Annotated in this window: 23 protein-coding genes and 1 pseudogene; 20 read left to right on the forward strand and 4 right to left on the reverse strand. The window is 71.5% G+C overall.

From position 1 onward, the window contains the following. Positions 1-5: 5 nt before the first annotated feature. The 3 genes from OG381_RS15485 (at position 6) to pspAB (ending at position 3043) form a co-directional block, all read left to right on the forward strand. Positions 6-1439, forward strand: coding sequence for a hypothetical protein (locus OG381_RS15485; RefSeq protein ID WP_327716685.1), 1434 nt, complete (start codon positions 6-8; stop codon positions 1437-1439). Between the two features lie 96 nt (positions 1440-1535). Continuing rightward, positions 1536-2453, forward strand: coding sequence for a zinc metalloprotease HtpX (gene htpX / locus OG381_RS15490; protein WP_327716686.1), 918 nt, complete (start codon positions 1536-1538; stop codon positions 2451-2453). Positions 2454-2458: 5 nt separating this feature from the next. Continuing rightward, positions 2459-3043, forward strand: coding sequence for a PspA-associated protein PspAB (pspAB, locus tag OG381_RS15495; RefSeq protein WP_307031821.1), 585 nt, complete (start codon positions 2459-2461; stop codon positions 3041-3043). A 31-nt stretch (positions 3044-3074) separates the two neighbouring features. Here pspAB and OG381_RS15500 read toward each other — a convergent pair whose 3' ends face one another. Continuing rightward, positions 3075-3356: a hypothetical protein gene (locus tag OG381_RS15500; RefSeq protein ID WP_327716687.1), complete on the reverse strand. Its 282-nt coding sequence runs from the start codon at positions 3354-3356 to the stop codon at positions 3075-3077. A gap of 228 nt (positions 3357-3584) precedes the next feature. Between OG381_RS15500 and OG381_RS15505 the strand changes: the two genes are divergently transcribed. After that, positions 3585-4097 carry a DUF1269 domain-containing protein gene (locus OG381_RS15505; protein WP_307031817.1) on the forward strand — a complete coding sequence of 171 codons (513 nt, stop codon included), beginning with the start codon at positions 3585-3587 and terminating at the stop codon, positions 4095-4097. Between the two features lie 29 nt (positions 4098-4126). Then, positions 4127-5730: pseudogene (locus OG381_RS15510) on the forward strand (alpha/beta fold hydrolase). 18 nt (positions 5731-5748) lie between these two features. Here OG381_RS15510 and OG381_RS15515 read toward each other — a convergent pair. Continuing rightward, entirely contained in the window at positions 5749-7113 is a 1365-nt protein-coding gene (locus OG381_RS15515; RefSeq protein WP_327716688.1) for a DUF2252 domain-containing protein, read from the reverse strand. A 335-nt stretch (positions 7114-7448) separates the two neighbouring features. On the opposite strand from OG381_RS15515, the gene OG381_RS15520 reads away from it, so the two are divergent. After that, a complete protein-coding gene (locus tag OG381_RS15520) occupies positions 7449-8636 on the forward strand; it encodes a winged helix DNA-binding domain-containing protein (RefSeq protein WP_327716689.1) in 1188 nt (395 codons plus the stop codon). A gap of 64 nt (positions 8637-8700) precedes the next feature. On the opposite strand, the gene OG381_RS15525 is transcribed toward OG381_RS15520, so the two are convergent. Then, positions 8701-9009, reverse strand: coding sequence for a hypothetical protein (locus OG381_RS15525; protein WP_307031808.1), 309 nt, complete (start codon positions 9007-9009; stop codon positions 8701-8703). Positions 9010-9182: 173 nt separating this feature from the next. Between OG381_RS15525 and OG381_RS15530 the strand changes: the two genes are divergently transcribed. The 10 genes from OG381_RS15530 (at position 9183) to OG381_RS15575 (ending at position 19203) form a co-directional block, all read left to right on the forward strand. After that, positions 9183-9542, forward strand: coding sequence for an arsenate reductase family protein (locus OG381_RS15530; RefSeq protein ID WP_327716690.1), 360 nt, complete (start codon positions 9183-9185; stop codon positions 9540-9542). Positions 9543-9600: 58 nt separating this feature from the next. After that, positions 9601-10392: a hypothetical protein gene (locus OG381_RS15535; protein ID WP_327716691.1), complete on the forward strand. Its 792-nt coding sequence runs from the start codon at positions 9601-9603 to the stop codon at positions 10390-10392. 97 nt (positions 10393-10489) lie between these two features. Continuing rightward, on the forward strand, positions 10490-11146 hold the full coding sequence (locus tag OG381_RS15540; RefSeq protein WP_327716692.1) for a hypothetical protein: 657 nt from the start codon (positions 10490-10492) through the stop codon (positions 11144-11146). 351 nt (positions 11147-11497) lie between these two features. Beyond that, positions 11498-12526: a glutamine synthetase gene (glnII, locus tag OG381_RS15545; protein ID WP_307031800.1), complete on the forward strand. Its 1029-nt coding sequence runs from the start codon at positions 11498-11500 to the stop codon at positions 12524-12526. A gap of 89 nt (positions 12527-12615) precedes the next feature. Then, a complete protein-coding gene (locus tag OG381_RS15550; RefSeq protein WP_327716693.1) occupies positions 12616-13536 on the forward strand; it encodes a DUF6891 domain-containing protein in 921 nt (306 codons plus the stop codon). A gap of 299 nt (positions 13537-13835) precedes the next feature. Beyond that, positions 13836-14399: a winged helix-turn-helix domain-containing protein gene (locus OG381_RS15555; protein ID WP_327716694.1), complete on the forward strand. Its 564-nt coding sequence runs from the start codon at positions 13836-13838 to the stop codon at positions 14397-14399. 69 nt (positions 14400-14468) lie between these two features. Next, on the forward strand, positions 14469-15494 hold the full coding sequence (locus OG381_RS15560) for an NAD-dependent epimerase/dehydratase family protein (protein WP_327716695.1): 1026 nt from the start codon (positions 14469-14471) through the stop codon (positions 15492-15494). Between the two features lie 53 nt (positions 15495-15547). Next, positions 15548-16813: a sensor histidine kinase gene (locus OG381_RS15565; protein WP_327716696.1), complete on the forward strand. Its 1266-nt coding sequence runs from the start codon at positions 15548-15550 to the stop codon at positions 16811-16813. Then, positions 16798-17451 (forward strand): response regulator, encoded by a 654-nt coding sequence (locus OG381_RS15570; protein ID WP_307031790.1) that lies wholly within the window; start codon positions 16798-16800, stop codon positions 17449-17451. The genes OG381_RS15565 and OG381_RS15570 overlap by 16 nt, the downstream gene beginning before the upstream one ends. 180 nt (positions 17452-17631) lie before the next feature. Continuing rightward, positions 17632-19203, forward strand: a complete 1572-nt coding sequence (locus OG381_RS15575) for a DUF1996 domain-containing protein (RefSeq protein WP_327716697.1) — start codon at positions 17632-17634, stop codon at positions 19201-19203. 64 nt (positions 19204-19267) lie between these two features. On the opposite strand, the gene OG381_RS15580 is transcribed toward OG381_RS15575, so the two are convergent. Beyond that, positions 19268-19681, reverse strand: a complete 414-nt coding sequence (locus OG381_RS15580) for a hypothetical protein (RefSeq protein ID WP_327716698.1) — start codon at positions 19679-19681, stop codon at positions 19268-19270. A gap of 110 nt (positions 19682-19791) precedes the next feature. Here OG381_RS15580 and OG381_RS15585 point away from each other — a divergent pair, with 110 nt between their 5' ends. The 4 genes from OG381_RS15585 to OG381_RS15600 all read left to right on the forward strand — a co-directional run bounded on the left by OG381_RS15585 (position 19792) and on the right by OG381_RS15600 (position 24295). Then, complete coding sequence (locus OG381_RS15585) at positions 19792-20310, forward strand: tetratricopeptide repeat protein (protein WP_327716699.1); 519 nt, start codon at positions 19792-19794, stop codon at positions 20308-20310. A 49-nt stretch (positions 20311-20359) separates the two neighbouring features. Continuing rightward, positions 20360-22279: a hypothetical protein gene (locus OG381_RS15590; protein ID WP_327716700.1), complete on the forward strand. Its 1920-nt coding sequence runs from the start codon at positions 20360-20362 to the stop codon at positions 22277-22279. A 115-nt stretch (positions 22280-22394) separates the two neighbouring features. After that, positions 22395-23282 carry a metal-dependent hydrolase gene (locus tag OG381_RS15595; RefSeq protein ID WP_327716701.1) on the forward strand — a complete coding sequence of 296 codons (888 nt, stop codon included), beginning with the start codon at positions 22395-22397 and terminating at the stop codon, positions 23280-23282. Continuing rightward, a complete protein-coding gene (locus OG381_RS15600) occupies positions 23282-24295 on the forward strand; it encodes a PDR/VanB family oxidoreductase (protein ID WP_327716702.1) in 1014 nt (337 codons plus the stop codon). The genes OG381_RS15595 and OG381_RS15600 overlap by 1 nt, the downstream gene beginning before the upstream one ends. Positions 24296-24307: the final 12 nt, after the last annotated feature.

Consider the following 24307-nt stretch of genomic DNA (forward strand, 5'->3'; position numbering starts at 1 on the left):
CAGGGATGGGCATGGACATCTGGTACGGGGCGGCTGCGGCCGTGCGGCTCGCGGAAGGGGTCCCCCTGCGGGAAGCGCTCGACACAGGTGATCCGGCCGCCTGGACCGCGCTGGACGCCGGGGTGCGGGCGATCTCCTGGGATCCGGACCGGGTCGTGTGGTTGCCGGACTGGGAGCAGACCGAGGGCGGGCGGGCTGTGCAGGACGCCCTGCTGAACTTCGGACCGCTCGGCGAGGAGCAGCTCGCGCTCGCGCTGTGCCACCGGGAAGGCAGGGTCAGGGCGGCCGCGCTGCGGCGGGCCGTCGATTTTCCCGGGTTGCTGCCGCTGCTCGTCGTGCGGTGCTCCGACTGGGCGGCGCCGGTGCGGGAGGTGGCACGGCGGCGGCTGACGGAGACGCTCGGTGCCGAGGGCGTGGTGCGGGTGATGGGCCTGGTGCTGCGGATCGGGCGGCGGGGCCGGGGGGACTTCGTCACCGCTCTGGCGACCGAACTGCTGCGGGCCGCGCCCCCGGAGACCCTCACCCCGCTGTACACCGACCCGTATCGAGGGGTACGCCGGTACGCGTACCGGCTCGCCGTCGACGAGGGGTTCCTCTCCCCCGCCGAGCTGGCCCGGGCCGCCGCCCGCGACAGCGACCCGGCCGTGCAGTCGCTGTGCGCCGACAACGCGCTGGCCGCCGTATCGGACCAGGACGGGGCCCTCGACGACGTACTCGAACCGCTGCTTGCCGCCCGTGGGCCGCAGGCTCGGGCGGCCGGGGTCACCGCGTTGCGGCGGGCGGAGCGGGCGGTGGGGTTTCTCGGAGACCGGTCGGGGGTGGTGCGGGCCTGTGCGCGATATGTCGTGCGGCAGGGCGGGGGCGATCCGCTGCCCTGGTACCGGGAGCGGTGTGCCCGTCAGGAGGGTCTGGCGCCGGGGGTCGTGATCGGGCTCGCGGAGTGCGGGGAGCGGGTGGACGCAGAGCTGCTGTGGCCGCTGCTCGACCACCCGGCGGCGGGAGTGCGGGCACGGGCCGTGGCGGGGCTGCGGGTGCTGGACGTGGTGGACGTACGACGGCTGCTGCCGCTTCTCGACGATCGGGCGCCCGGTGTGGTGCGGGAGGCCACCACGGCGCTGTTGCCGTCGGCCGGGTCGCTGGACGCCGGCCGGCTGATGGAGCGGCTCGCGGTGGAGCGGCCCCGGCATGTGCGGGTCGCCGCGTTCCGGCTGCTGCACGCGCAGGACGGGCTCGTCCGGCTGCGGGCCTCCGTCGCGCTGCTCGACGACCCGGACGACAAGCACCGGCAGTGGGCCCGGCAGGCCGTGCAGCACTGGCACCCGACGGCGGACGTGCCGCGCGGGACGGTGGAGGTGGGTGAACTCCTGGACCGGGGGCGGCATCTGTTCAGCGAGTACGTGCTGAAGCGGCGCAAGTGGGAGGCCGGGCTCAAGGCCTGAGCCTTTGCTGGGTCTAGAGGTGATCGCGACCGCTTCATGGTGGGGGCGGGTGCACACTGGGCTGTGGGGCGAGTGCCTGACTGCGGGGTGATGCAGATGCAGAGCCGTTTCCGGAGCGATCGGCGGCTGACCGTGCGGATGACGGTCACGCTTTTTCTGCTCGGACTGCTGTACGTGGCCTTCGTCGCCGCGTTGATCGTGTTGCTGAGGTCCTGGGTGCTGGTCCTGGTGATCGCCGCGGGGATGCTGGGCGCGCAGTACTGGTTCTCCGACCGGGTCGCGCTGTTCGCGATGCGGGGGCGGGTCGTTGAGCGGGAGGAGTATCCGGAGTTGCACGGGGTCGTCGACCGGCTGTGTGCCCTCGCGGACATGCCCAAGCCCGTGGTCGCCGTGTCGGACATCGACATGCCGAATGCCTTCGCCACCGGGCGGAATCCGGATCATGCCGTGGTGTGTGTGACGACGGGCCTGCTGCGGCGGCTGGAGCCCGCGGAGCTGGAGGGCGTGCTCGCCCATGAGCTGTCGCACGTGGCGCACAAGGACGTCGCCGTCATCACCGTCGCGTCCTTCCTCGGTGTCCTCGCGGGGCTCATCGTGCGGTTCGCGTTCTACTCGCAAGTCTTCAGCGGGCGCAAGGACCAGAACACCGCCGTCGTCTTCGCGGGGGTGATGGGGGTCTCCGCGGCCGTGTACGCCCTGTCCTTCCTGCTCATCCGGGCGCTGTCCCGGTACCGGGAGCTGGCCGCCGACCGGGCCGCCGCACAGCTGACCGGACGGCCCTCTGCGCTGGCCTCCGCGCTCACCAAGGTCTCCGGGGACATCGCGAGGATCCCCAGCAAGGATCTGCGGACCGCGCAGGCGTTCAACGCCTTCTACTTCACCCCGGCTCTCGGGTCCGAGCCCGGCATCGCCCGGCTCTTCTCCACCCACCCGAGCCTGGAACAGCGGCTGGATCAACTGGGCCGGATCTCCACCGAGTTGGGTGAGGCCGCGACCCCGGGGAAGGCGGACTGACACCCATGGGGCTGCTGGACATTCTGCTCGGGCGCACAAAACCGGTCGCACCCGATCTCGACCAGCTCTTCGCACTGCCGTCGGCGGCCGTCACCCTGGAGGCCGCCGCGGGGTTCACCCCGACCGGCAGCGGGGCGGTGTGCTTCGCCACGGTCGAGGGCGCCGCGTTCGAGCAGACGCACCGCGAGGTGCAGGCGCTCCTGGACGCGGACGCCGACCGCGACGGCCCCCCGGTCCGGCTGCGGCGCGACGAGTACGGCTACTCCTGGCTGGTCTCCGAGCGGGCCCCCGACGAGCTTCCCCAGCTCGTGAACGACCTGCACGCGGTGAACGCCTCGATGGAGGTCAACGGCTTCGGGCCGCAACTGCTGTGCTCGCTGGCCGGCTTCCGTGACGGCGAGGGCCGTACGCTCGCGCTGGTCTACCTCTACAAGCGCGGCACCTGGTTCCCGTTCGCGCCACTGCCCGACGGAGGGCAGCGGCGCGACAACGCGCTGGAACTGCGGGTCAGAGCGGCGCTCGGGGACGATCTGCGGATCGAGCAGGATCTGAGCCGCTGGTTCCCGGTGTGGGGCGCCCCCGGCCTGTGACGCCGATGACCGGGGACGGCCCGGGAAGGGCTCACTTGCCCTTCTTCTCGCGCTCCTGACGGCGGGACTCGAAGGGGCGCTCGCGGCGGTAGCGGCGCTCCCACTTGGCCTGCTTGTCGCGGCGCTCCCGGTACGCCCGGTAGTCGCTGGGCATGACCCCGGACGAGGAACCGCCCCGGGAGGGCGTCGAGGACGCGCCGCGCCCGTACTGCGTGTACAGGAAGAGCACCGCGGCGGCGGCGAGCCAGTAGACGCTGTTTCCGAATCCTAGGACGACCAGGACCGCAGCCCCGGCCATGACGATGGTGCCCATCACGGGCCTCCGTGTGCGTGTTGGGTGAGCAGCAGAGTAGCCCCGGGACCGCCCGGTGAAACCGGCCCTGCGGCAAGCGGTGGGAAGCAGCTCCGCAATGCGTGTCCAGCGTAGGGAGCCGGTCACACCGTGTGCATCTCCTTTTGCCCCTCCCTGGCGTGCGCCCCGCATTCCGGCGCCCTAGAGTCGGGCGAAACGCCACATTGCGCCAATAAGGGGTGTTACCGGATGAGTGATCTCTTCGTCGTCGCCTACAACGACCTCGCCACCGCCAACCAGGTCCGCGAGAAGGTGATCGAGCTGTCCAAGCAGCATCTCGTCGAGCTGGAGGACATCGTGGTCGTCGAGCGGCGCGAGGACGGCAAGATCAAGCTGCACCAGGCCCTCAACCACACCGCCGCGGGCGCGGCGGGCGGCGCCCTGTGGGGCGGGGTGATCGGGCTGCTCTTCCTGGCCCCGCTGCTCGGTGCCGCGGTGGGTGCGGCGGCCGGCGCCGCCGGGGGCGCGGTCACCGACACCGGCATCAACGACAACTTCATGAAGGACCTCAGCCAGAACCTCCGGCCGGGCGCCGCCGCCCTGTTCGTCCTGGTCAAGCAGGCCGCCCAGGACAAGGTGATCCCGCAACTCGCGCCGTTCGGCGGCCAGTTGGTGCAGACCTCGCTGAGCCAGGCCGACGAGGACCATCTGCGCGAGGCGATCGCGGCAGCGCGGGCGCCGAAGGCGGAAACGGCTTCCTGACGCCGGGGCCGCCATGAGTGAATGAGGTCATGATCTCCTCGTTCACTCAGCACCACGACGGCGAACGGCTCAGCGGGTGTACGGCGGCGGTGGCCCGGACCGGGCCACCGCCGTTCTGCTGCACGGGGCGGGCAACGGCAGCAAGGAGCGGCTGACGCCGATCGCGGAGGAGTTCGTGGGCCGGGGCTGCGGCGTCCTGGCCCTCGACTTCTCCGGACACGGCGAATCCACTGGTGAGCTGCGGGAGTTGAGCCTGCGCCGGCGCTTCGAGCAGGCCGTCGCGGTGATCGACGCCCGGGTGCCGGCGGACGGGCCGCTGATTCTCGTCGGGTTCAGCATGAGCGGGCAGACGGTGGCGGATCTCGTACGGCACTACGGCGAGCGCGTGACAGCGATCGGGCTGTGCTCGCCGGCGGTGTACGCGGCCGAGGCGTGGGACGTGCCGTTCGGCGACGGGGACAGCCGGTTCAGCGCGATCCTGCGCACCCCGGACAGCTGGCGCGGGGCGCCCGCACTGGACGCGCTGCGGGCGTACGAGGGGCGGGCGGTGCTCGCGGTGCCGGGACACGACGAGGTCATCCCGCCCGATGTGACGGAGGCCGTCCAGGACGCGCTGGCCGCGCGGTCGCAGTACACGCGCCTCGACATCCCGGACGCGCCGCACCGGTTGGGCCTCTGGTTCCACGATCACGCCGACGACCGGCGGGAGTTCGTCGACGCGCTGCTGGTCGAGGGCTGGACGGCGACCCGCGCCTGGGTGGCCAAGCAGCTGCCCGCGGGCCGTTCGGTCACCACCACCCGTTCCCTGTCCGGGGGTTGGAGCTCGCAGATGCGCGCGCTCACCCTCGACGACGGCTCCGACCTGGTCCTGCGGTCCTTCGTGAAGCCCTTCTTCCGGCACCACGCGCCCGGCCTCCTGAACCGCGAGGCGTCGATCCTCACGCTGCTCGCCGGCCAGGACGGTATCCCGGCCCCCGAGCTGCTCGCCGTGGACGCCACCGCCGAACACAGCGATCACCCGAGCCTGTTGATGACCCGGCTGCCGGGCCGGCTGCGGGTCGACGAGGAGGATCTCGTACGGCGGCTCGACCTGCTGGCGGCCCAACTCGTCCGGATCCACCGGGTCGTACCCGACGAGCGCCCGCGCGCCTATCAGGCCTGGACGTCACCGGAGCGGGTGCGCGTGCCCGGGGGCGCGCTGTGGGAGCGGGCCGTGGACGTCATCCGGCGCGAGCCGCCGTCGTACGAAGGTGTCTTCCTGCACCGGGACTTCCACCCCGGCAACGTGCTCTTCAGCGACGACTCGCGGATCAGCGGTGTCGTCGACTGGGTCGAGACCTCGTGGGGCCCCGCCGACCTGGACGTCGCCCACTGCTCGACGGCGCTCGCGCTGCTGCACGGGCCGGAGCACGGGCTCGGGTTCCGGGACCGCTACGAGGCCCACGGCGGACGTCGGCTCGCGGAGGGCACGGATCACCTGTACTGGCGGCTGCTCGACTCCCTCGCCTACGCCCCCGACGCCGGGAAACTGGCGGGGCCGTGGCGCGAGCTGGGGCGGACCGAGCTGACGCCGGAGGTGCTGGGCGGGCGCCTGGAGGCCTATGTGGACGGGCTGTTGGAGCGGTACGCCTGAGACCTTCCTCGCGGGCCGTCAGAGTTCCGGGGCCGCTCTCACCACTCCCGCGGCGACCGCGGCGGTCAGGGTGGTGTGGTCGGTGACGGTCTGGTCGGCGTAGGTCCGGGCGAACTCGGCGACGGCCTGGTCGAAGGTGTCGGACTTGCCCAGATAGGCGGCGATGGCGATGCGGTCGCCGGAGCGGGCGTGGGCCCGCGCGAGGGCGGTGCCGCAGAGGCGGGCGTACGAGGTGAGGGCGGCCGGGGTCATACCGGCGACGCCCGCCGAGCCCTTCATGTCGCGCAGCTGGCGCCAGTAGAAGGCCCGCCCCTGGGGCCCGGTCATCCAGCCCAGGAAGATGTCACTGGCCGCCTGGAGCAGGCGCTGGCCGACCACCACGCGGTGTCCTTGGTGGACGTAGGGGCCACGCGGCAGATGTTCTTCCAGTACGGAGTTCCGCGCCTCCTTGATCTGCAGGAACAGCGGGTCGTCCGCGTCCCGTCCGGCGAGCAGGACGATGAAGCAGCGGGTGCCGACACTGCCGACGCCGACGACCTTGCGGGCGGCGTCGACGAAGCGGTAGCGGTCCAGCAGGAGGCGGCGCTCCTCGGAGAGGGTGGAGCGGTAGTCGCTGAAGATCTTGCGCAGGGACGCCATGTCGGAGGTGCCGGCGGGCTCCAGCAGCGGTGGGTCGTTGATGATGCGGTGGCGTCCGTCGACGACCTCCGTCAGCTTGCCGAGCGCCTGAAGGCTGGTGCGGCGGCGGGCCCGGGTCAGGCTCGACTCGACGCGCTTTCGGTGCCGGGCCGAGCGGACGAGCGGGAGCAGGGTGTCGGCGTCCGTCCGCTCGTACCAGACGGCCAGTTCGCCGAGCCCCGCGAGTCGGTGCATGGACGTGCGGTACGCGGCCGTCGCCTCCACGGCGGCGCGGTGCGCCTTCGGCTCGCTGTGGCCGTTCTCGCGGGCGGCCACGACGACGCTCGCGGCGAGCCGTTTGACGTCCCATTCGAACGGGCCGGGGAACGTCTCGTCGAAGTCGTTCAGGTCGAAGAGCAGGGAGCGTTCCGGTGAGGCGTACAGGCCGAAGTTGAGGAGGTGCGCGTCGCCGCAGAGTTGCACGGTGAGGCCGGTGCGGGGCTGGGCGGCGAGGTCCGCGGCCATCACCGCGGCGGCGCCGCGCAGGAAGGCGAAGGGGGAGGCGGTCATACGGCCGTAGCGGATCGGGAGGAGTTCCGGGAGGCGGTCGCGGCCCTGGCGCTCCAGTACGGCGACGGGGTCCGGGCGGTCGATGGAGGGGATCCAGGTGGCGTGGGCGGAGCGGGGGGTGCGTTTGCGGGCGGCTCGGCCTTGGGTGGCTCGGTCGGCGGGAGTGCGGGGCGTGCTGGTGCCGGGGGTGGTCATCTGCCGCCCTGCCTGTGCATCGCGCCTCCCGGGTCTGGCGTGCCACCTCCTGCTCCTGTTCGCAGGGAAGCGTGGGACGGGGGGTGGCGCATGTCGGGTACGGCGATCGGGTGACGGGGTGTGGGTGCCCCCGAGGGTTTTCGCCCCCGCCGCCCTTATCCGTTCCCATCCCCAGGGGCTGCCGCCCCTTCGACCCCGCCCCAGGGGGCTCCGCCCCCTGGACCCCCATCGGCCCTGAAGGGGCCTCGTCCTCAAACGCCGGACGGGCTGAAAGATGCAGGCCGTTGTCAGTGGGGGCGGGGAGGATGTGAGGCAGCGGATGAGTGGAGGTCGGTATGGGTGGTGGGCCGGAGCGGTATGTGGGGGTCGGGGAGCGGCGGGGGCGGATCGGGGTGCGGCATCTGCTCGGGCGGGAGGTGAGGGCTGGGCGGCCGGAGGAGGTGGCCGCGGCGCTTGTTGCCTTGCACGGGAGTGATCCGGCGACCGTGTATCTGGCCGTGGGGGCTCGGTTGGCGGAGTCGGTGAAGACCGTGGGTGAGACCGAGCGGGCGTTGTACGAGGATCGTGCGCTGGTGCGGATGCACGGCATGCGGCACACGGTGTTCGTGTTCCCCGCCGAGCTGGTCGCGGTCGTGCACGCCTCGACGGGCGTGACCGTCGCCGCGCGGGAGCGTGCCTCGCTGGTCAAGGACATGGCCAAGGCGGGGGCGCCGGATGCCGTGTGGCTGGCGGAGGTCGAGGCGTCGGCGCTGGCCGCGCTGCGGCGGCGGGGTGAGGCGACGGCGTCCGAACTGGCCTTGGACGAGCCGCGGTTGCGGGAGCAGTTCGCGTACGCCGTGGGGAAGAGCTACGAGGGTGTGCACACCGTCTCGACGCGGCTGCTGAGGGTGTTGGGGGTCGAGGGGAAGGTCGTACGGGGGCGGCCGCTCGGTTCCTGGACGTCCTCGCAGTTCCGCTGGGCCGTGGCGCCCGCGCATCCGGAACTCGACGTCGCCGAGGCGCAGGCGGCCCTGCTCGGGCGCTGGCTCGCGGTGTGCGGGCCGGCCACGGAGGACGACCTCAAGTGGTGGACGGGCTGGAAGGTGACGGAGGTCCGGCGGGCGCTGGCCGCGATCGGGGCGCGGGCGGTGGCCCTGGACGAGGGCACGGGGTGGGTCACGGCGCAGGACGTCGAGCCGGTGGCCGGGCCCGTGGAGCCCTGGGCCGCGCTGCTGCCCGCCCTCGATCCGACGGCGATGGGGTGGCGGCAGCGGGACTGGTATCTGGCGCCGGAACTACGGCCCCTGCTCTTCGACCGCAGCGGCAACGTGGGACCGACGGTGTGGTGGAACGGGCGGGTGGTGGGCGGCTGGGCCCAGCGCGCCGACGGGGAGATCGTGTGGCGGGTGCTGGAGAGGGAGGGGGTGGGGCGTGAGGCGGAAGCGGCGATCGAGGCGGAGGCGGAGCGCTTGCGGGGGTGGGTGGGGGCGACCCGGGTGACGCCGCGGTTCCGGACACCCTTGGAGCGGGAGTTGGCCGCGTAAGGGGTGGCCGGCGGCGAGACGGCGCCGGGTGCCCCGAGCGGCACGGGGTACCCGGCGCCATGACTCACCGTGCGTAACGCATCAGCGCCCGCACCATGTGGCACGTCGTGTCCGACGGCGGATGGACGCCGATCGTCTCCGCCGTGGCCCTTATCGTCTCGTTGCGGGCCTGGTTGGGCAGATAGACGCCCGAGTCGAGCAGGGCGATGGCGAGCCGCATCGCCTTGAGGCGGCGGTTGTGCGTGATGTACCACTCGCGCGGGCGTCCGGGCGGCAGCGCGCGCTTCTCCACGGGCGCGTACGGCAGGTCCAGCAGCACCGGGTGCTGAGCGGTCGACTGGGTGGGCAACGGCTTCAGTGCGGCAGCGGGCACAGGCATCCTCCTGTCGCGGTCAGGGCGTCCTCGGGGGGCCACGACGCCCCCCGCAACACCCTCGAACACTTCTACTATTCTACCCTCCGCCACTGACAAAAGGCCCTGGCCACAAGGCTTTCGGGGCCGCTGTGACCCAGGTGGAGAACGGGTTTTCGCGTACCGTGGACGGCATGGAGATCTGGATCAACCCGGCCTGTTCCAAGTGCCGCAGCGCCCTCACTCTGCTCGACGCCGAGGGCGCCGACTACACCGTCCGCCGCTACCTGGAGGACGTACCGAGCGAGGCCGAGATCAAGGACGTACTCGACCGTCTCGGCCTCGAACCGTGGGACATCACCCGTACCCAGGAGGCCGCCGCCAAGGAGCTCGGGCTCAAGGACTGGGCCCGGGACGAGCCCTCGCGGGACCGCTGGATCAAGGCGCTCTCCGAGCACCCCAAGCTGATCCAGCGGCCGATCATCACGGCGGAGGACGGGACGGCGGTGGTCGGCCGTACCGACGAGGCCGTACGGGATGCTCTGTCCCGTTGAGCAAGTGATTGTCCGGCGGCGGGAGTTGGGGGCGTCGACGCTGTTACCCTCCGCCGCCATGACCTTCGGTGATCAAGGAACGCCGTACGGGGCCGCGGACCCGTACACCCAGTGGGTGGTTGAGCAGGAGCGGATACGCCGACGGCGGCGCACCCGGCGCGCGGTGGCCGCGGGGACGGGTGCCGTCCTCGTCGCGGCGATCACCGCGGGAGGCTTCCGGTACGCGGGCGGCGACGGTGATCGGGAGGCGGCCGCTCCCCCGCCGTCGGCGGCCGCGTCCGTCACCGCGTCCCCGCCCTCAGGCGCCCCGTCCACGCTGCCCTCCTTGCTCTCCCGGCCTGTGATCCGTCCGGAGCAGGCCTTCCCCGCGAAGAGCGTGCGGCTCGACGACGGCTCCCGGTACGAGCGCGTCGACCTGGCCACCACCACCGACTGCTCCGAGGGCATGTCGCCGGAGCTGGCCGCGCTGATCCAACAGGGGCAGGGGTGCGAGCGGTTGACCGCCGCGCTGTTCACGGACGCCGAGCGGCGGTCGCAGGTGACGGTGACCGTGCTGAGCTTCCGGACCGTCCAGGACGCCTCGAAGGTGTTCGCGATGGCCTCGATGGACCCGGTGGCCTATCAGGTGGTGTCGCTCGATCCGCCGCCGGAAGCGGGGCTGCCGACCGTGCCGCCCGGGTCGGCGGGCGTGTTCCGGCGGTTGATGACCGTGCGGTCCGTGGTGTTCGCCAACGGGCAGTGGGGGGACGGGGCGGAGACCGACGAGGCCGCGATCACCGAGGAGACCGAGGATCTCCTCCAGTACGCCGACGACAACGTGGTGGCGTACGAGGATCCAAGTTCCTTGTGACGCAGGTTACTTCAGTGACTCCTGTAAACCGCTGAGTAACCTCGTTCGGTATCTCGTACATAGCGGCGTACGCTCCCCGACCTCTCAGGAGGCGCGCATGTCGCGTAGGAGAACTGTCAGTACGGGCAAGAAGGTCGCGCTGTTCGTCGGTGCGGCCGCGGTGGCGGGTGGTGGGGCCTTCGTCATGGCGAGCACCTCGAACGCCTCGCAGGCTCCGCAGAACGTGCGGACCAAGGCCGACTCGGCCGTCTGCCAGGGGCTCGCCACCGCCCTCGGCAACAACCAGAAGTTCATCGACGGTCAACGGGCCGCACCGGACGCGCAGTCCACGGCCCGGATCGCCAACCGCGAGGCCGTCATCGCACAGATCAAGGTGCAGCAGAAGGCGTCCGGATGCGCTGTTGGGGAGTCGGCTCAGGACTCCCAGGCGGCACAGCCGGCCACGCCGAGCGCCGCGGCGAGCGCGGCCCCGAGTGCGGTACCGAGCGCACCGGCCGCCGTCTCGGGGCAGCAGGTCTGCAACGGCTCCACGGTGACCCTCTCCGGCGAGGCCGGGGCGCCCGCCGCCTCCAGCAACCAGTTCCCGGCGGGGACGAAGCTGAAGGTCACCAACCTGGACAACAACAAGTCCACGACGGTGGAGGTCACGTCGGTCTCCGGCAGCTGCGCGCTGCTGAACAACGCCGCTTTCGAGCAGGTCCGCGAGCCCGGGAAGTTCCTGATCCGACGGGCTCTGATCGAGAAGGTGGGGTGAGGCCGACGGCGTAGAACCCCGTACGTGTCACGGGTCCCGCTGTTCGCGGCCACGAACAGCGGGACCTACACGTCTTCGGCAACCGCATCGCATACGAGCCCGTCGGAGCGTGTCGCCGCCCAGCCGTCAGCAGGGGTTTCTGTCGGCTTTCTGTGTCGGCTTGTGCACACCGGCCGTCCTCACGCCGTGAGACGCGCCACAGAACCACCAGGTAACACGGGGTTCACATCAGAGCAATGATCGGGAAATCGCCTGTTGACAGGCTGCCGGGCATCAAGCGCGGCGTTTCAGTGCCGCAGCGCCGCAGCACCCGCACATGCGCCTAGAGACCCACCCCGAAGGATGTGTCCCGTGACCTTCAAGGCTGAGTACATCTGGATCGACGGCACCGAGCCGACGGCCAAGCTTCGCTCGAAGACCAAGATACTCGCCGACTCCGCCAAGGGCGCCGAGCTGCCGATCTGGGGCTTCGACGGTTCTTCCACGAACCAGGCCGAGGGGCACTCCTCCGACCGCGTGCTCAAGCCGGTGTTCACCTGCCCGGACCCGATCCGTGGCGGCGACGACATCCTGGTGCTGTGCGAGGTCCTCGACATCGACTTCACTCCGCACTCCTCCAACACCCGCGCCGCGCTGGCCGAGGTCGCCGAGAAGTTCGCCGCTCAGGAGCCGATCTTCGGCATCGAGCAGGAGTACACCTTCTTCAAGGACGGCTACCCGCTCGGCTTCCCCAAGGGCGGCTTCCCGGCCCCCCAGGGCGGCTACTACTGCGGTGTCGGCGCCGACGAGATCTTCGGCCGTGACGTCGTCGAGGCGCACCTGGACAACTGCCTGAAGGCGGGCCTGGCGATCTCCGGCATCAACGCCGAGGTCATGCCCGGCCAGTGGGAGTTCCAGGTCGGCCCGGTCTCTCCGCTGGAGGTCTCCGACCACCTGTGGATCGCCCGCTGGCTGCTCTACCGCACCGCCGAGGACTTCGGCGTCTCCGCCACCCTGGACCCCAAGCCGGTCAAGGGCGACTGGAACGGCGCGGGCGCGCACACCAACTTCTCCACCAAGGCGATGCGCGAGACGTACGAGGCGATCATCACCGCCGCCGAGTCGCTCGGTGAGGGCTCCAAGCCGCTCGACCACGTCAAGAACTACGGCGCCGGCATCGACGACCGGCTCACCGGTCTGCACGAGACCGCCCCGTGGAACGAGTACTCCTACGGTGTCTCCAACCGTGGCGCCTCGGTCCGTATCCCGTGGCAGGTCGAGAAGGACGGCAAGGGTTACATCGAGGACCGCCGTCCGAACGCCAACGTCGACCCGTACCTGGTGACGCGTCTGATCGTCGACACGTGCTGCTCCGCGCTGGAGAAGGCCGGTCAGGTCTGATCCGCCCGCCAGTAGCTTCCCGAGGGGCGTCCACCCGCGTGGTGGACGCCCCTCGGTGCGTTGTCAGTGGGACATGCGAAGGTAGGGGCATGGAGATCGACGGGGGCCCGCTCGACATCAAGGTCCACACGGAGAACAACGAGACACACACCCGGATTTCGGCCGCGCGCCTGCGTGAGCTGGTGCACCGGATCGGGGGCAGCGGCGATCACTTCCTGATCGTGCAGCGGATACCGGACCGGCCGGCGGTGTTCATCCAGGTCGCCCACTCACCGGGTGGGGTCTACGAGTTCCAGCACCGCACCGGCTCCGTCCCCCACATGTGGGTGACCGAGGTGACGGACCCGGACCTCGTCGCGGACGTGATGGCGCGCTGGGCACGGCAGGAGCAGGACTGGGACGCCTCGGTCACCTGGCAGCGCGACGAGCTCGCGGCGCCCCAGGAGGTGCCCCCGCCCGACCCGGAGGTCGCCGCGCAGGCCGAGACGTATGTGCGCGAGACGCTCGCCGACGGCTATCTCGGCATCGAGGAGATCATCCGCGAGACCGTGTACATGGTGGAGGACCGGCTCACCACCGCCCAGGCCCGCCCGATCGTCGAGCGGCTGTGGCTGGAGCGGGTCGAGGAGCAGGAGACCTGGTCGGGGCCGACCGACCCGGACCGCCTGGAGCGGGCGTTCGCCGCGCTGGAGAGCGACGGCATCGTCGCGCGGGAGAACTTCACCTGCTGCGGCGGCTGCGGGAAGGCGGAGATCGGCGCCGAGATGGCGGACGCGGGCGCCCGGGGCTTCGTCTTCTTCCACTACCAGTGCACCCGCAGCGCGGCCGAGCACGACGAACTCACCCTCTACTACGGAGACATCGACAACAGCCCGGAGGCCACCGCCGCCGTGGGCCGCAAGATCGTCGCCGCTCTCGAGGCCGCCGGGTTGTCCACGGAGTGGGACGGCAGTCCGGACAAGACCATCACCGTCACTCCCCTGGTCTGGCGCAAACGCCTGGTGGGGTGAGGCACACCACGCTCGATCTCACATCGAGGAAGCGTCCAAGCAGTGAGAGGAGTCTCCTGTTGCGGGCCTGTGTCTGCTTCAATGAGCGCATGGCCAGCTTCCAGAACCCCAGCGCGACAGGTCGCCATGACCTCGAGCCGTTCTGGCCCTCTCGTCAGCACCATGACTTCGACCGGGTGTGTTGCCGCGCGGTGAACGCGCGGGCCCTCTAAAGCCGTACACCCCTTCGGCCTTCGGCCAGCGCGCAGTCGACGTACGTCCACCGACGAACCTCCTCGCGCGAAAAGAGCTGACTTCTCATGGCGACCACTCGTTCCCTGTCCACCGCCCCTCTCCCCACCCCTTCCGAGAGCGGCGCACGGCATCGGCTCCGGGCCGTCGGCCCGGACGACGTCCCCGGCGTGGTGGACTTCCTGCCGCCCGGCGCCACCTGGCTGCCCGCTCCGCAGCACACCCTGCCCACCCTGCCGGGCCAGCCGCCGATGATCGGCTACCTGGTGCTCGTCCCGGCCGACCAGCAGCCGCCGCTGCTGCCGGACCCGGCGGGCCGGGCCGGCGAGGCCGACGGCGACCCGCTCGTCCGGATCGACACCGTGCAGCGCACCGCCGAGGTGAACGGCGCGGAACTCGACCTCACCTACCTGGAGTTCGAACTCCTCGCCCATCTCGTCGCGCACCCGCACCGGGTGCACACCCGCGACCAGCTGGTCACCACGGTGTGGGGCTACGGACATGTGGGCGACGGCCGTACCGTCGACGTCCACATCGCCCGGCTGCGCCGCAAGCTGGGCGCCGAGAACCGCCAGGCCATCCAGACGATCCGCCGGGTCGGCTACAAGTACTCCCCGCCGACCGGGCGCTGACGGCACCGGCCCTCTGCTGACGGCAGAGATCCGTCCCGTACGGCCGCTTCGGCGGGCAGAGTCTGTGACATGAGACTTCTGGTGCTGGGTGGTACGGAGTTCGCGGGACGGGCCGTCGTCGAGGCGGCCCTCGGGCGCGGCTGGGACGCGACCGTCTTCCATCGTGGACGGCACACACCCGTGGCCGGGGTGCGGTCGCTGCACGGCGACCGCACCGCGCCCGACGGGCTCGCCGCACTGGCCGGGAGCGGCGGCTCCTGGGACGCCGTCGTCGACACCTGGTCGGCGGCGCCGTCCGCGGTGCGCGACGCGGCCCGGCTGCTGCGGGGCCGCGCCGGGCGGTACGTGTATGTGTCGAGCTGCTCGGTGTACGCCTGGGCGCCGCCCGCCGGTTACACCGAGGACGCTCCCCTGGTGGAGGGCGCCTCGTCCGACGCCGGGCAGCGCGACTACGCCCGCGACAAGCTGGGCGGCGAGCTGGCCGCGACCGAGGTCTTCGGCGCGGACCGCTCGCTGCTCGTCCGGTCGGGGCTGCTGATCGGGCCGTACGAGAACATCGGGCGGCTGCCGTGGTGGCTGACCCGGATCGCGCGCGGCGGTCCGGTGCTGGCGCCCGGACCACGGGACCTGCCGCTCCAGTACGTCGACGTCCGCGACCTCGCCGAATGGATCCTGGACGGGGTGGAGCGGGAGCTGAGCGGGCCGTACAACCTGATGAGCGAGCGCGGGCACACCACCATGGGCGCGCTCCTGGACGCCTGCTCGAAGGTGACCGGGGGCGCCGCCGACCTGCGGTGGACCGACCCGGACGTGGTGCTCGGCGCGGGCATCGAGCCGTGGACCCAGCTGCCGGTGTGGGTGCCGCCGGGCAGTGATCTGGAGGCCGCGCTGCACAGTGCCGACGTCTCGCGGGCCGTCGGGGCGGGGCTGCGCTGCCGGCCGGTCGAGGAGACCGTGGCCGACACCTGGAGCTGGCTGCGGGAGATCGGCGGCACCGCGCCCCAGCGGCCCGACCGGCCCGCGGTGGGGCTCGACCCGGCGGTGGAGGAGAAGGTGCTGGGCCTGGACGGGGGTGTACCCAGCACCACCTCCTGACCCGGTGTCCAAGCCCCGTGCCCCGCCCGCCTCCCTCGGCCAGACTGGCTGCCATGGACATCGAGACGCAGCGCGACAGCGGTCGCACAGGGGCAAAAGGCATAGGGCGGGCGGCGGTTCGGGGGCTGGCGCTGGCGCTGGTGGCGCTGCCGGGGGCCGTGCTCTGCTTCACCCTCTCCCTGGTGTCCTTCGCGCTGATCCCGATCGGGGTCGGGATCGTCACCACACCGTGGGTGCTGACCGGCGTACGGGCGTTCGCGGACTGGCGGCGGGTGCTCGCCGCCGAGTGGGGCGGGGTACGGATCCCGTCGGCGTACCGGCCGATCCCCGAGGGCGCCAACCCGTGGACGCGCACCTTCGGCATGCTGCGGGACCCGGCGACCTGGCGGGACCTGCGCTGGCTGCCGGTCGACATGACGGCGGGCTATCTCACCGCGCTGCTGCCGGCCGTGCTCGTGCTCTACCCCCTGGAGGGATTCGCGCTGGCGGCGGGGCTGTGGCGGGTGTTCCCCGACGGGTACTGGTACGGGTTCGTCCCCGTCACCGGGCAGGCCTCGGCGCTGGCCGCCGCCGCCCTCGGGCTCGTCATCCTCTTCTTCGGCCACTTCTTCGCACCCCGGGCGCTCCAGGCCCACTTCCGGCTCACCAAGGCCGTTCTCGGCGCCAACCAGGGTGAACTCGCCGAGCGGGTCCGGGTGCTGACCGAGACGCGGCGCGACGCGGTGGACACCTCCGCCGCCGAACTGCGGCGCATCGAGCGGGATCTGCACGACGGGGCGCAGGCCCGGCTGGTCGCCATGGGCATGGACCTGGGCACCATCGAGATGCTCCTCGACAAGGACCCGGCGAAGGCCAAGGAACTGCTCGCGCAGGCCCGCAAGTCCTCCGTCGACGCCCTCGCCGAACTGCGCGACCTGGTCCGCGGCATCCATCCGCCGGTGCTCGCCGAGCGCGGACTCGGGGACGCCGTGAAGGCGTTGGCGCTGCGGCTGCCGCTGCCCTCCGACGTGACGGTGGAGCTGCCCGGGCGGGCGGAGGCGCCGGTCGAGTCGGCGGCGTACTTCGCGATCAGCGAGATCCTCACCAACGCCGTGAAGCACTCCGGCGCCGACCGGCTCTGGATCGACCTGCACCATGCCGAGGGCATGCTGCGGATCACCGTCACCGACGACGGCAAGGGCGGTGCGGCGATCGGGGCGGGCTCGGGTCTGGCCGGGGTCGAGCGCCGGCTGGGTACATTCGACGGCGTCCTGGCCGTCAGCAGCCCCGCGGGCGGTCCCACCATGGTGACCATGGAGATCCCTTGCGCGTTGTCCTAGCCGAAGACCTGTTCCTCCTGCGTGACGGACTGGTCCGGCTGCTGGAAGCCCACGGCTTCGAGATCGCCGCGGCCGTCGAGTCCGGCCCCGAGCTCGCCCGCGCGCTGGCCGAGCTGGAGCCGGACGTCGCCGTGGTCGACGTACGGCTGCCTCCCACGCACACCGACGAGGGCCTGCAGTGTGCGCTCGACGCCCGCCGGGCGCGGCCCGGGCTTCCCGTGCTGGTGCTGTCGCAGCACGTGGAGCAGCTGTACGCGCGCGAGCTGCTGGCCGACGGCACCGGCGCGGTGGGGTACCTGCTGAAGGACCGGGTGTTCGACGCGGCGCAGTTCGTGGACGCCGTGCACCGGGTGGCGGCGGGCGGCACCGCGATGGACCCCCAGGTCATCCAGCAGTTGCTGAGCCGGCGGGCCGCCGCGGACCAGCCGCTGGGCCGGCTGACCCCGCGGGAGCTGGAGGTGCTGGAGCTGATGGCGCAGGGCCGGTCCAACGCGGCGATCGCGGGACAGCTCGTCGTCACAGAACGGGCCATTGCCAAGCACACCTCCAACATCTTCACCAAACTGGACCTCGAGGTGTCGGACGACGACAACCGACGCGTTCTCGCGGTCCTCGCCTATCTGGACCAGGGCCGGTGAACGGTTGCTGATTTTCTGTAACCTCCGCTGTTCAGGCGATTGTTGAGGCCCAGCGGCCGAGTAATCCTCTGATTTGTTTGTGAGGCGACTGAACACCCGTGGGGTCACGTCCGTATGGAACGACGCCGCTTCACTCCTGTCGGGCGACTCGACGCCCCGCAAGGAAGTCAGAGGAGTTCCATGGGACGCAACATTCGCAAACGCCGTACGTCGATGACCGCCAAGGTCGTGGCCGGGTCGGCAGCCCTAGCGCTCGGTGGGGGCGGGCTTGTATGGGCGAACTTCTATGCCTCGGCGCATGAGTCGGGGTCCGGTCAGAACCAGGTGAAGGCCGCCGGGGCACAGATCGCCACGATCCAGTGCCCGGACGTCGGCCAGAAGCTGACGAACGTCCCGAACGGGGCCCGGTCCGGCGTGAGCACGGAGCTGGCGAACCTGGACAAGCAGATCACCGAGGCCTACGCCCGCCTCGCCTCCACGCGCCAAGCACAGACGAACGACTCGGGGTTCGTGCAGAACGCGATCCTCGGCCCGCTGAAGGACAAGCGGACCGCGGCTCTGGACCGGATCCGGATCAACATCCAGCGCGCCGGCGGTGCCAACCCCAACCTGGGCCAGCTCGCCGGATGCACCGGAGTACCGGCCGAACAGCCGCAGACCAACGACGGCGAGGCCGGCCAGGACGGCGGTCAGCAGCAGGACGGCGGCCAGCAGCAAGGCGGCGGTCAGCAGCAAGGTGACGGTCAGCAGCAGGGCGGCGGTCAGCAGCAGGGCGGCGGTCAGCAGCAAGGCGGCGGCCAGCAGAACGGCCAGGGGGGCAACGGCCCGACGGCCGCCGACTTCGTGGACATCACGCAGGTCCAGGCCAACGCCCAGCTCGGTGTGGGCGCCAACGGACTCGCCGCCAACGGCCGGTCGGGTTCGCGCGGCACCTTCACCACCAAGTGCGGCACCAACGGGAACGACAACCACAACACGGACAACGTGATCGTGGCCCCCGGCGTCTCCAACGGTGCCCACCACCTGCACGACTACGTCGGCAACCAGAGCAACGACGCGTTCGCGAGCGACCAGGAGCTGGCGGCGGCACAGACCAGCTGCCAGAACCAGGGCGACAAGTCGTCGTACTTCTGGCCGGTGCTGCGCGTGCAGGACGGTTCGCAGGACTTCGACCAGAACGCGGCCGGCGGTGGCACCGAGGGCAACGTGGGCAAGATCCTCCAGCCCGCGCAGGCGCAGCTGAAGTTCGTCGGCAACAAGAAGGGCAACGTCGTCGCGATGCCGTCGGCCCTGCGCATCATCACCGGTGACGCCAAGGCGTTCGTCAACGGCAACGCCAACGCCAACGTCAACTGGAGCTGCACAGGCTTCGAGAACAAGGTCCAGCTGAAGGACAAGTACCCGATCTGCCCGCAGGGCAGCCAGGTGGTGCGCACGACCAACTTCCAGAGCTGCTGGGACGGTCAGAACATCGACAGCGCCAACCACCGCACCCACGTGGCGTTCGTCCAGGCGGACGGCACCTGTGCGAACAACTTCAAGGCGATCCCGCAGCTCCAGGTCCGGCTGGTCTACAACGTCCCGGCCCCGACCATCGAGAACGGGACGGTCGTGAACCCGTACGCGGTGGACTCCTTCCCGGAGAACCTGCACAAGCCGATCACCGACCACAACGACTTCATCAACTTCTTCTCCGCGAACACGATGAACAAGCTGGTCAAGTGCATCAACACCGGCCAGAAGTGCCAGTGAGCTAGCTAGCGCACGAGAAAGCCGGCGGTGGGAAATCCCACCGCCGGCTTTCTCGTGCCCGTGCTCAGTGACTGCCGGAGTGCGCGGTGTGGTCCTGGCCCTCCTCGATGTCGCCGCCGAGCGTGGCGCGCAGGGTGGTCACCGTCTTGGTCTCGCCGACGGCGATCCACTTGCGGCCGACGAGGTAGTGACCGCCGTAGTCCTTGGCCCCGTTGATCCACTCGCGCTGGCCGCGGTCGGTGGCGAAGGTGGCCAGGATGAACTTGCCGTCGGCGTCGCTCTTGCGGCACGAGGCCTGGCGGATCTCGTCGGCGTCGATCTGGATGGTCGGATCGCAGCCCACCTCGGCGGCCAGGTGCTCGAGGCTGCCGGTCGCCGTCTCCGGTACCGCGGCCTTGTCGTCGTCGCCACCGGAGCCGCAGCCGGCCAGTACAAGAGCCGCCGCGGCGACCGCGAGCATCGATCGGGTCAACCTCATCTGTTCCTCCGGAACCTTCCCATGGGCCTGGGTGCCCGTCCCCTTCCATACGGCCGCGGGCCAAGGTGTGCTCAAATCCGCTGTCTCCCTGGGCACACCCGTGCGAGAGTATGCCGGTGAACGAGGACTGGGAACAGCAGATCACGGCCGCCTGGGCCACCTTCGACGAGTACCCCGAGGAGCGCGCCGCCGAGTTCCGGGCGGTGATCGACGCCCTGGTCGCCGAGCTTCCCGAGGGCAGCCCGGACGGCCCCTTCGAGCGGGCCTGCGCCTGGGACTCGACCGGACACTCCGACAAGGCGGCCCCGCTGTACCGCGAGGCGCTGGCGCTGGGCCTGAGCGGCTACAAGGGCCGCCGCGCCAAGATCCAGCTGTCCAGCTCGCTGCGGAACATCGGACAGGCCGAAGAGGGCGTCAAGCTGCTGACACCCGAACTCGACGCCCCTTCGGACGAGTTGGACGACGCCGTACGAGGGTGTCTGGCCCTGTGCCTGTCCAGCCTCGGCCGGGACCGCGAGGGCCTCTCCCTCGTCCTGGGCGCGCTGGCCCCCCATCTGCCGCGCTACCAGCGGTCGATGGCCAACTACGCGCGGGCACTGGTCGAGCCGGAGGAACCGTCCGGGAGCTGAGCCACCCGGACGGTGGTGACCAACCAACGATTCGCTCGTTTTGCTGAACGTGCAGCCACAGGATGTCGCCCCGCCCCCCGCACCCGCCTCCCCCGAGCCGTTCGTCGACGTCGAACAGGCCGAGGCCGCGCTCGTCGAGCACTACCCACGGCTCGTCCGGCTCGCCTATCTGGTGCTGCCGCCGAGCCTGGGCCGCAACCGGCGGGTCCTGACCGCGCACGCCCTCACCCAGCGCGCCCTGCCCCGGGGCCGTGCCTCGACGCCCGTCATCCCGGCCCAGTCGACCGGCCGCGACGGCGACCCCGGCTACGCCCTCGTCCGCCTCCAGGTGCTGCGTACGGCACTGGAGGCGGGCCTGCCGCTCTCCTTCAAGTCGTGGCCCAAGCGCTCCCAGCTCCCGCCGCTGCTCCCCCAGGTGCGGGGCCTGAGGCTCTTCCCGCGCTCGGGCGGGGCCGATGAACTCGCCCTGGACCAGAAGCTGTCCGCCCTGTCCGGCCCGGCCCGCGCCGCCTATGTCCTGCGCGGTCTGGAGCGGCTCCCGGACGGCGAGGTCCGCCGGGTGCTGACGGCGGCCGGTGTCGCGGAGCCGGAGGAGGCGCTGGAGGAGGCCGACACCGTCCCGGCCCAGTACCCGCTGCTGGACTCCGCCGAGTTCGACCCCTGCTCGCTCCAGGCCCGGCCCACCGACCTGATGCGGCGCCGGCAGCACATGAAGGCCGCGCTCGCCGCCGCCGTGGCCGTCACCGTGTGCGGGGCGCTGCTCGGCCTGCCCGGTGACGGCTGGGGCCCGGACGGCGCGGCCGCTCCCGCGTACGCGCAGAACCCGGCCGCCCAGGCCGCCCTCGACCCGGGCCGGTTGACGAGGGTCCCGGCCACCGCCTGGCAGGCCGCCTCACGCAACGACTTCTCCGTGTGGCCCGCCCGCGGCGACCTCACCGACGACACCGCGCTGCTGCGCCGCGCCCTCGCCGTCTGGGCCCGCCCCGGCGAGACGGTGCAGGTCTCCGCGACCCCCGGCACCCCGTCCGGCGGCCCCTCGGGACCGGCCCAACTCCTGTACGCCGGGAACGTCGACAACGCGCGTGTGGTGATCCTCTACGACGGTCTGCGCATCGCCCGTTACGCCGAGCCGAAGGACGGCACGCAGGGCGCGGCCCTGGACTTCGCGCGGGTCGACGGGGCGACGTCGGCCGAGGCGAGCGCGGTCGTGCTGGGCCGGGCCGACGGCAATGTCCGCTATCTCATGGCGCCTTGGGTGACGAAGGCCGCCGAGCGGGACCTGCTGAAGCCCTCCGCCGGCGCGATGGCCCTCACCCTGACCGACGGGGTGACCTCGCCGCTGGCCGGCCCCGCCCAGCAGACCACCGGCTGCACCTCCTGGAACGTCCTCCAGCTGACCGACCGCGGCGGCACCCGGCTGATGAGCGACCTCGGCGAACTGGTCCCGGCCCGGCTCACCACCGGCCGCCCCGGCGCGCTCCACGAGGTGTCCGGCGCGCAGGCGCTGCACACCTGGGCGCCGTACGCCTGCTCCCTGTCGGCGATGCGCTCGGCGGGCGTAAGGACGGTGAACGCATGGCCCTACGCCCAGCAGCGGCTGCCGGACGCGAGCGGTGCCGCGGACTGGATGTGCACGCGCGCCGAGACCTGGCGTGGTGGCGGCACCCGGGTGCTGGCGCAGTTCCGCACACCGGGCGGGACGTACGGGGCGGTCGCGGCGAAGGCCGAGAACGTCCCGGCGTGCGGGCCGCGGGACCCGCAGGTGCTGGCGGGTGTGCTGTGGAAGTCCGAGGCGGGCAACTGGTATCTGCTGGCGGCCGGCAGCAAGGACACGGCGTCGATCAGTGCGACGGGCGCGGTCAGCGGCTCCGCCCGGGGCAACCTGCTGACCGTGAAGACGAAGGAAGGCGCGCAGGCCGGGCTGAAGGGGACGCTGGAGGACGGGCGGTCGATCAACGGGCTGCGGTAGGCCGGGAGCGGGCCGGGTCAGGAACGGGCTTGCTGACACAAGCTTGCTGACACTCTTGTAAACAAGAGCGTGCACGAGGGTTCCCGGAAGCCCTACCCGTCAGTACATTGACGCCATGTCTAACACGCCGGACCGGGTGCCGCTCAAGGCGCGGAAGGTGTCCTTCGCCTGGGAGGACACCCCGCTGCACTGGGTGCCCGGCGATCCCTTCACCACGCACACCATCAATGTGCTCCATCTTCTGCTGCCGGCCGGCGAGCGCTGGTTCGTGCACGTCTACCAGCAGGTGCTGCCGCTCATCCGGGACGAGCGGCTGCGCGAGGACGTCATCGGGTTCATCGGCCAGGAGGCCATGCACTCGCAGGCCCACGACGAGGTGCTGCCGCATCTGAAGGAGCTGGGCCTCGATCCGACGCCCTACACCGCGCAGATCGACTGGTTCTTCGAGAAGCTGCTCGGCGACCGGACCCTGCCGCCGGGCAAGGCGCGCAAGTGGTGGCTCCTGGAACGCGTGGCCCTCATCGCCGCCATCGAGCACTACACCGCCTTCCTCGGCGACTGGGTGCTGAACGCCGGGGAGTTGGACCGGCGGGGCGCCGATCCGACCATGCTGGACCTGCTGCGCTGGCACGGCGCCGAGGAGGTCGAGCACCGCTCGGTCGCCTTCGACCTCTTCCAGCACGTGGACGGCAGCTACCGGCGCCGGGTGCGCACCTGGGCCACGGCCTTCACGACGCTGGTGTTCCTGTGGCAGCGCGGGGTCCGTTTCTTCATGGCGAACGACCCGACGCTGAACGACGGCAGGGCGAGCTTCAAGGACTTCCACGTCCGGGGCCGGCACGGCGTGCTGCCCGGGACCGGCGACATGCTCCGGTCGATACCGCGCTATCTGAGCCGCGACTACCACCCCTCCCAGGAGGGCTGCACCGAGCAGGCCGTCGCCTATCTCGCCTCCTCCCCCGCCGCCGTCGCGGCCCTCGCGGCCGAGAAGGGAGCCGCGTGATGCCGAGGCCGCTGACCGTCGCGCTTGCCGCGGGGGCCGCCCTCCTCACCCGCCGGGCGATGCGCCGCCGTATCCGGGCCTCGCCGCTGTGGCCGATGCCCGCGCTGGACGAACCGGTCTCCGGGCGGCCCCGGTCGCGGGCGCTGCGGCTGCTGGTGGCCTCGCGGGAGGAGGTCGCCGACGGGGTCGTACAACTGCGCCTGGAGGGAAGGGACTTGCCGCGCTGGGAGCCCGGCGCGCACCTGGACCTCGTCCTGCCGTCGGGCCTTGTCCGGCAGTACTCGCTGTGCGGGGACCCGGCGGACACCTCCTCGTACACGGTGGCGACCCGGCTGGTGGCGGACGGGCGGGGCGGCTCGCGCGAGGTGCACGAGCAGGTGGCCGAGGGCATGGAGCTGGAGGTGCGCGGGCCGCGCAACCGTTTCCCGCTCGTCGAGGCGTCGTCGTACGTCTTCGTGGCGGGCGGCATCGGGATCACCCCGATCCTGCCGATGCTGCGGGCGCTGCCGGAGGGGGCGGAGTGGCGGTTGCTGTACTGCGGGCGGTCACGGGAGTCGATGCCGTTCCTGGCGGAGCTCGAGGAGCTGGACCAGGTGACGGTCGTCGCCGGGGTGCCCGAACTCGGCGCGCTGGACGTGCCCGAGGGGGCGGCCGTCTACTGCTGCGGCCCGGAAGGGCTCATGGCGGCGGTCGAGGAGCGGTTCCCGCGGGTGCGGCTGGAGCGGTTCACGCCCCGCGCCACCGCGCCGGGCGCCGCCTTCGAGGTCGAACTCCGGCGCAGTGGGCGGACGCTGGCGGTCCCGGCGGACTCCTCCGTACTGGCCGCCGTGCGCCGGGAACTGCCGGACACCCTCTACTCCTGCGAACAGGGTTTCTGCGGGACCTGCCGGCAGCGGGTGCTGGAGGGCGAGGTGGACCACCGGGACGAGCTGCTGACGGACGCGGAGCGCGATGACTCGATGCTGATCTGCGTTTCGCGCGCGCGAAGTGAGCGAATTGTGCTGGATATGTGAACAGCCGTGTCC

The organism is Streptomyces sp. NBC_00490 (assembly GCF_036013645.1).
GTDB lineage: Bacteria > Actinomycetota > Actinomycetes > Streptomycetales > Streptomycetaceae > Streptomyces > Streptomyces canus_F.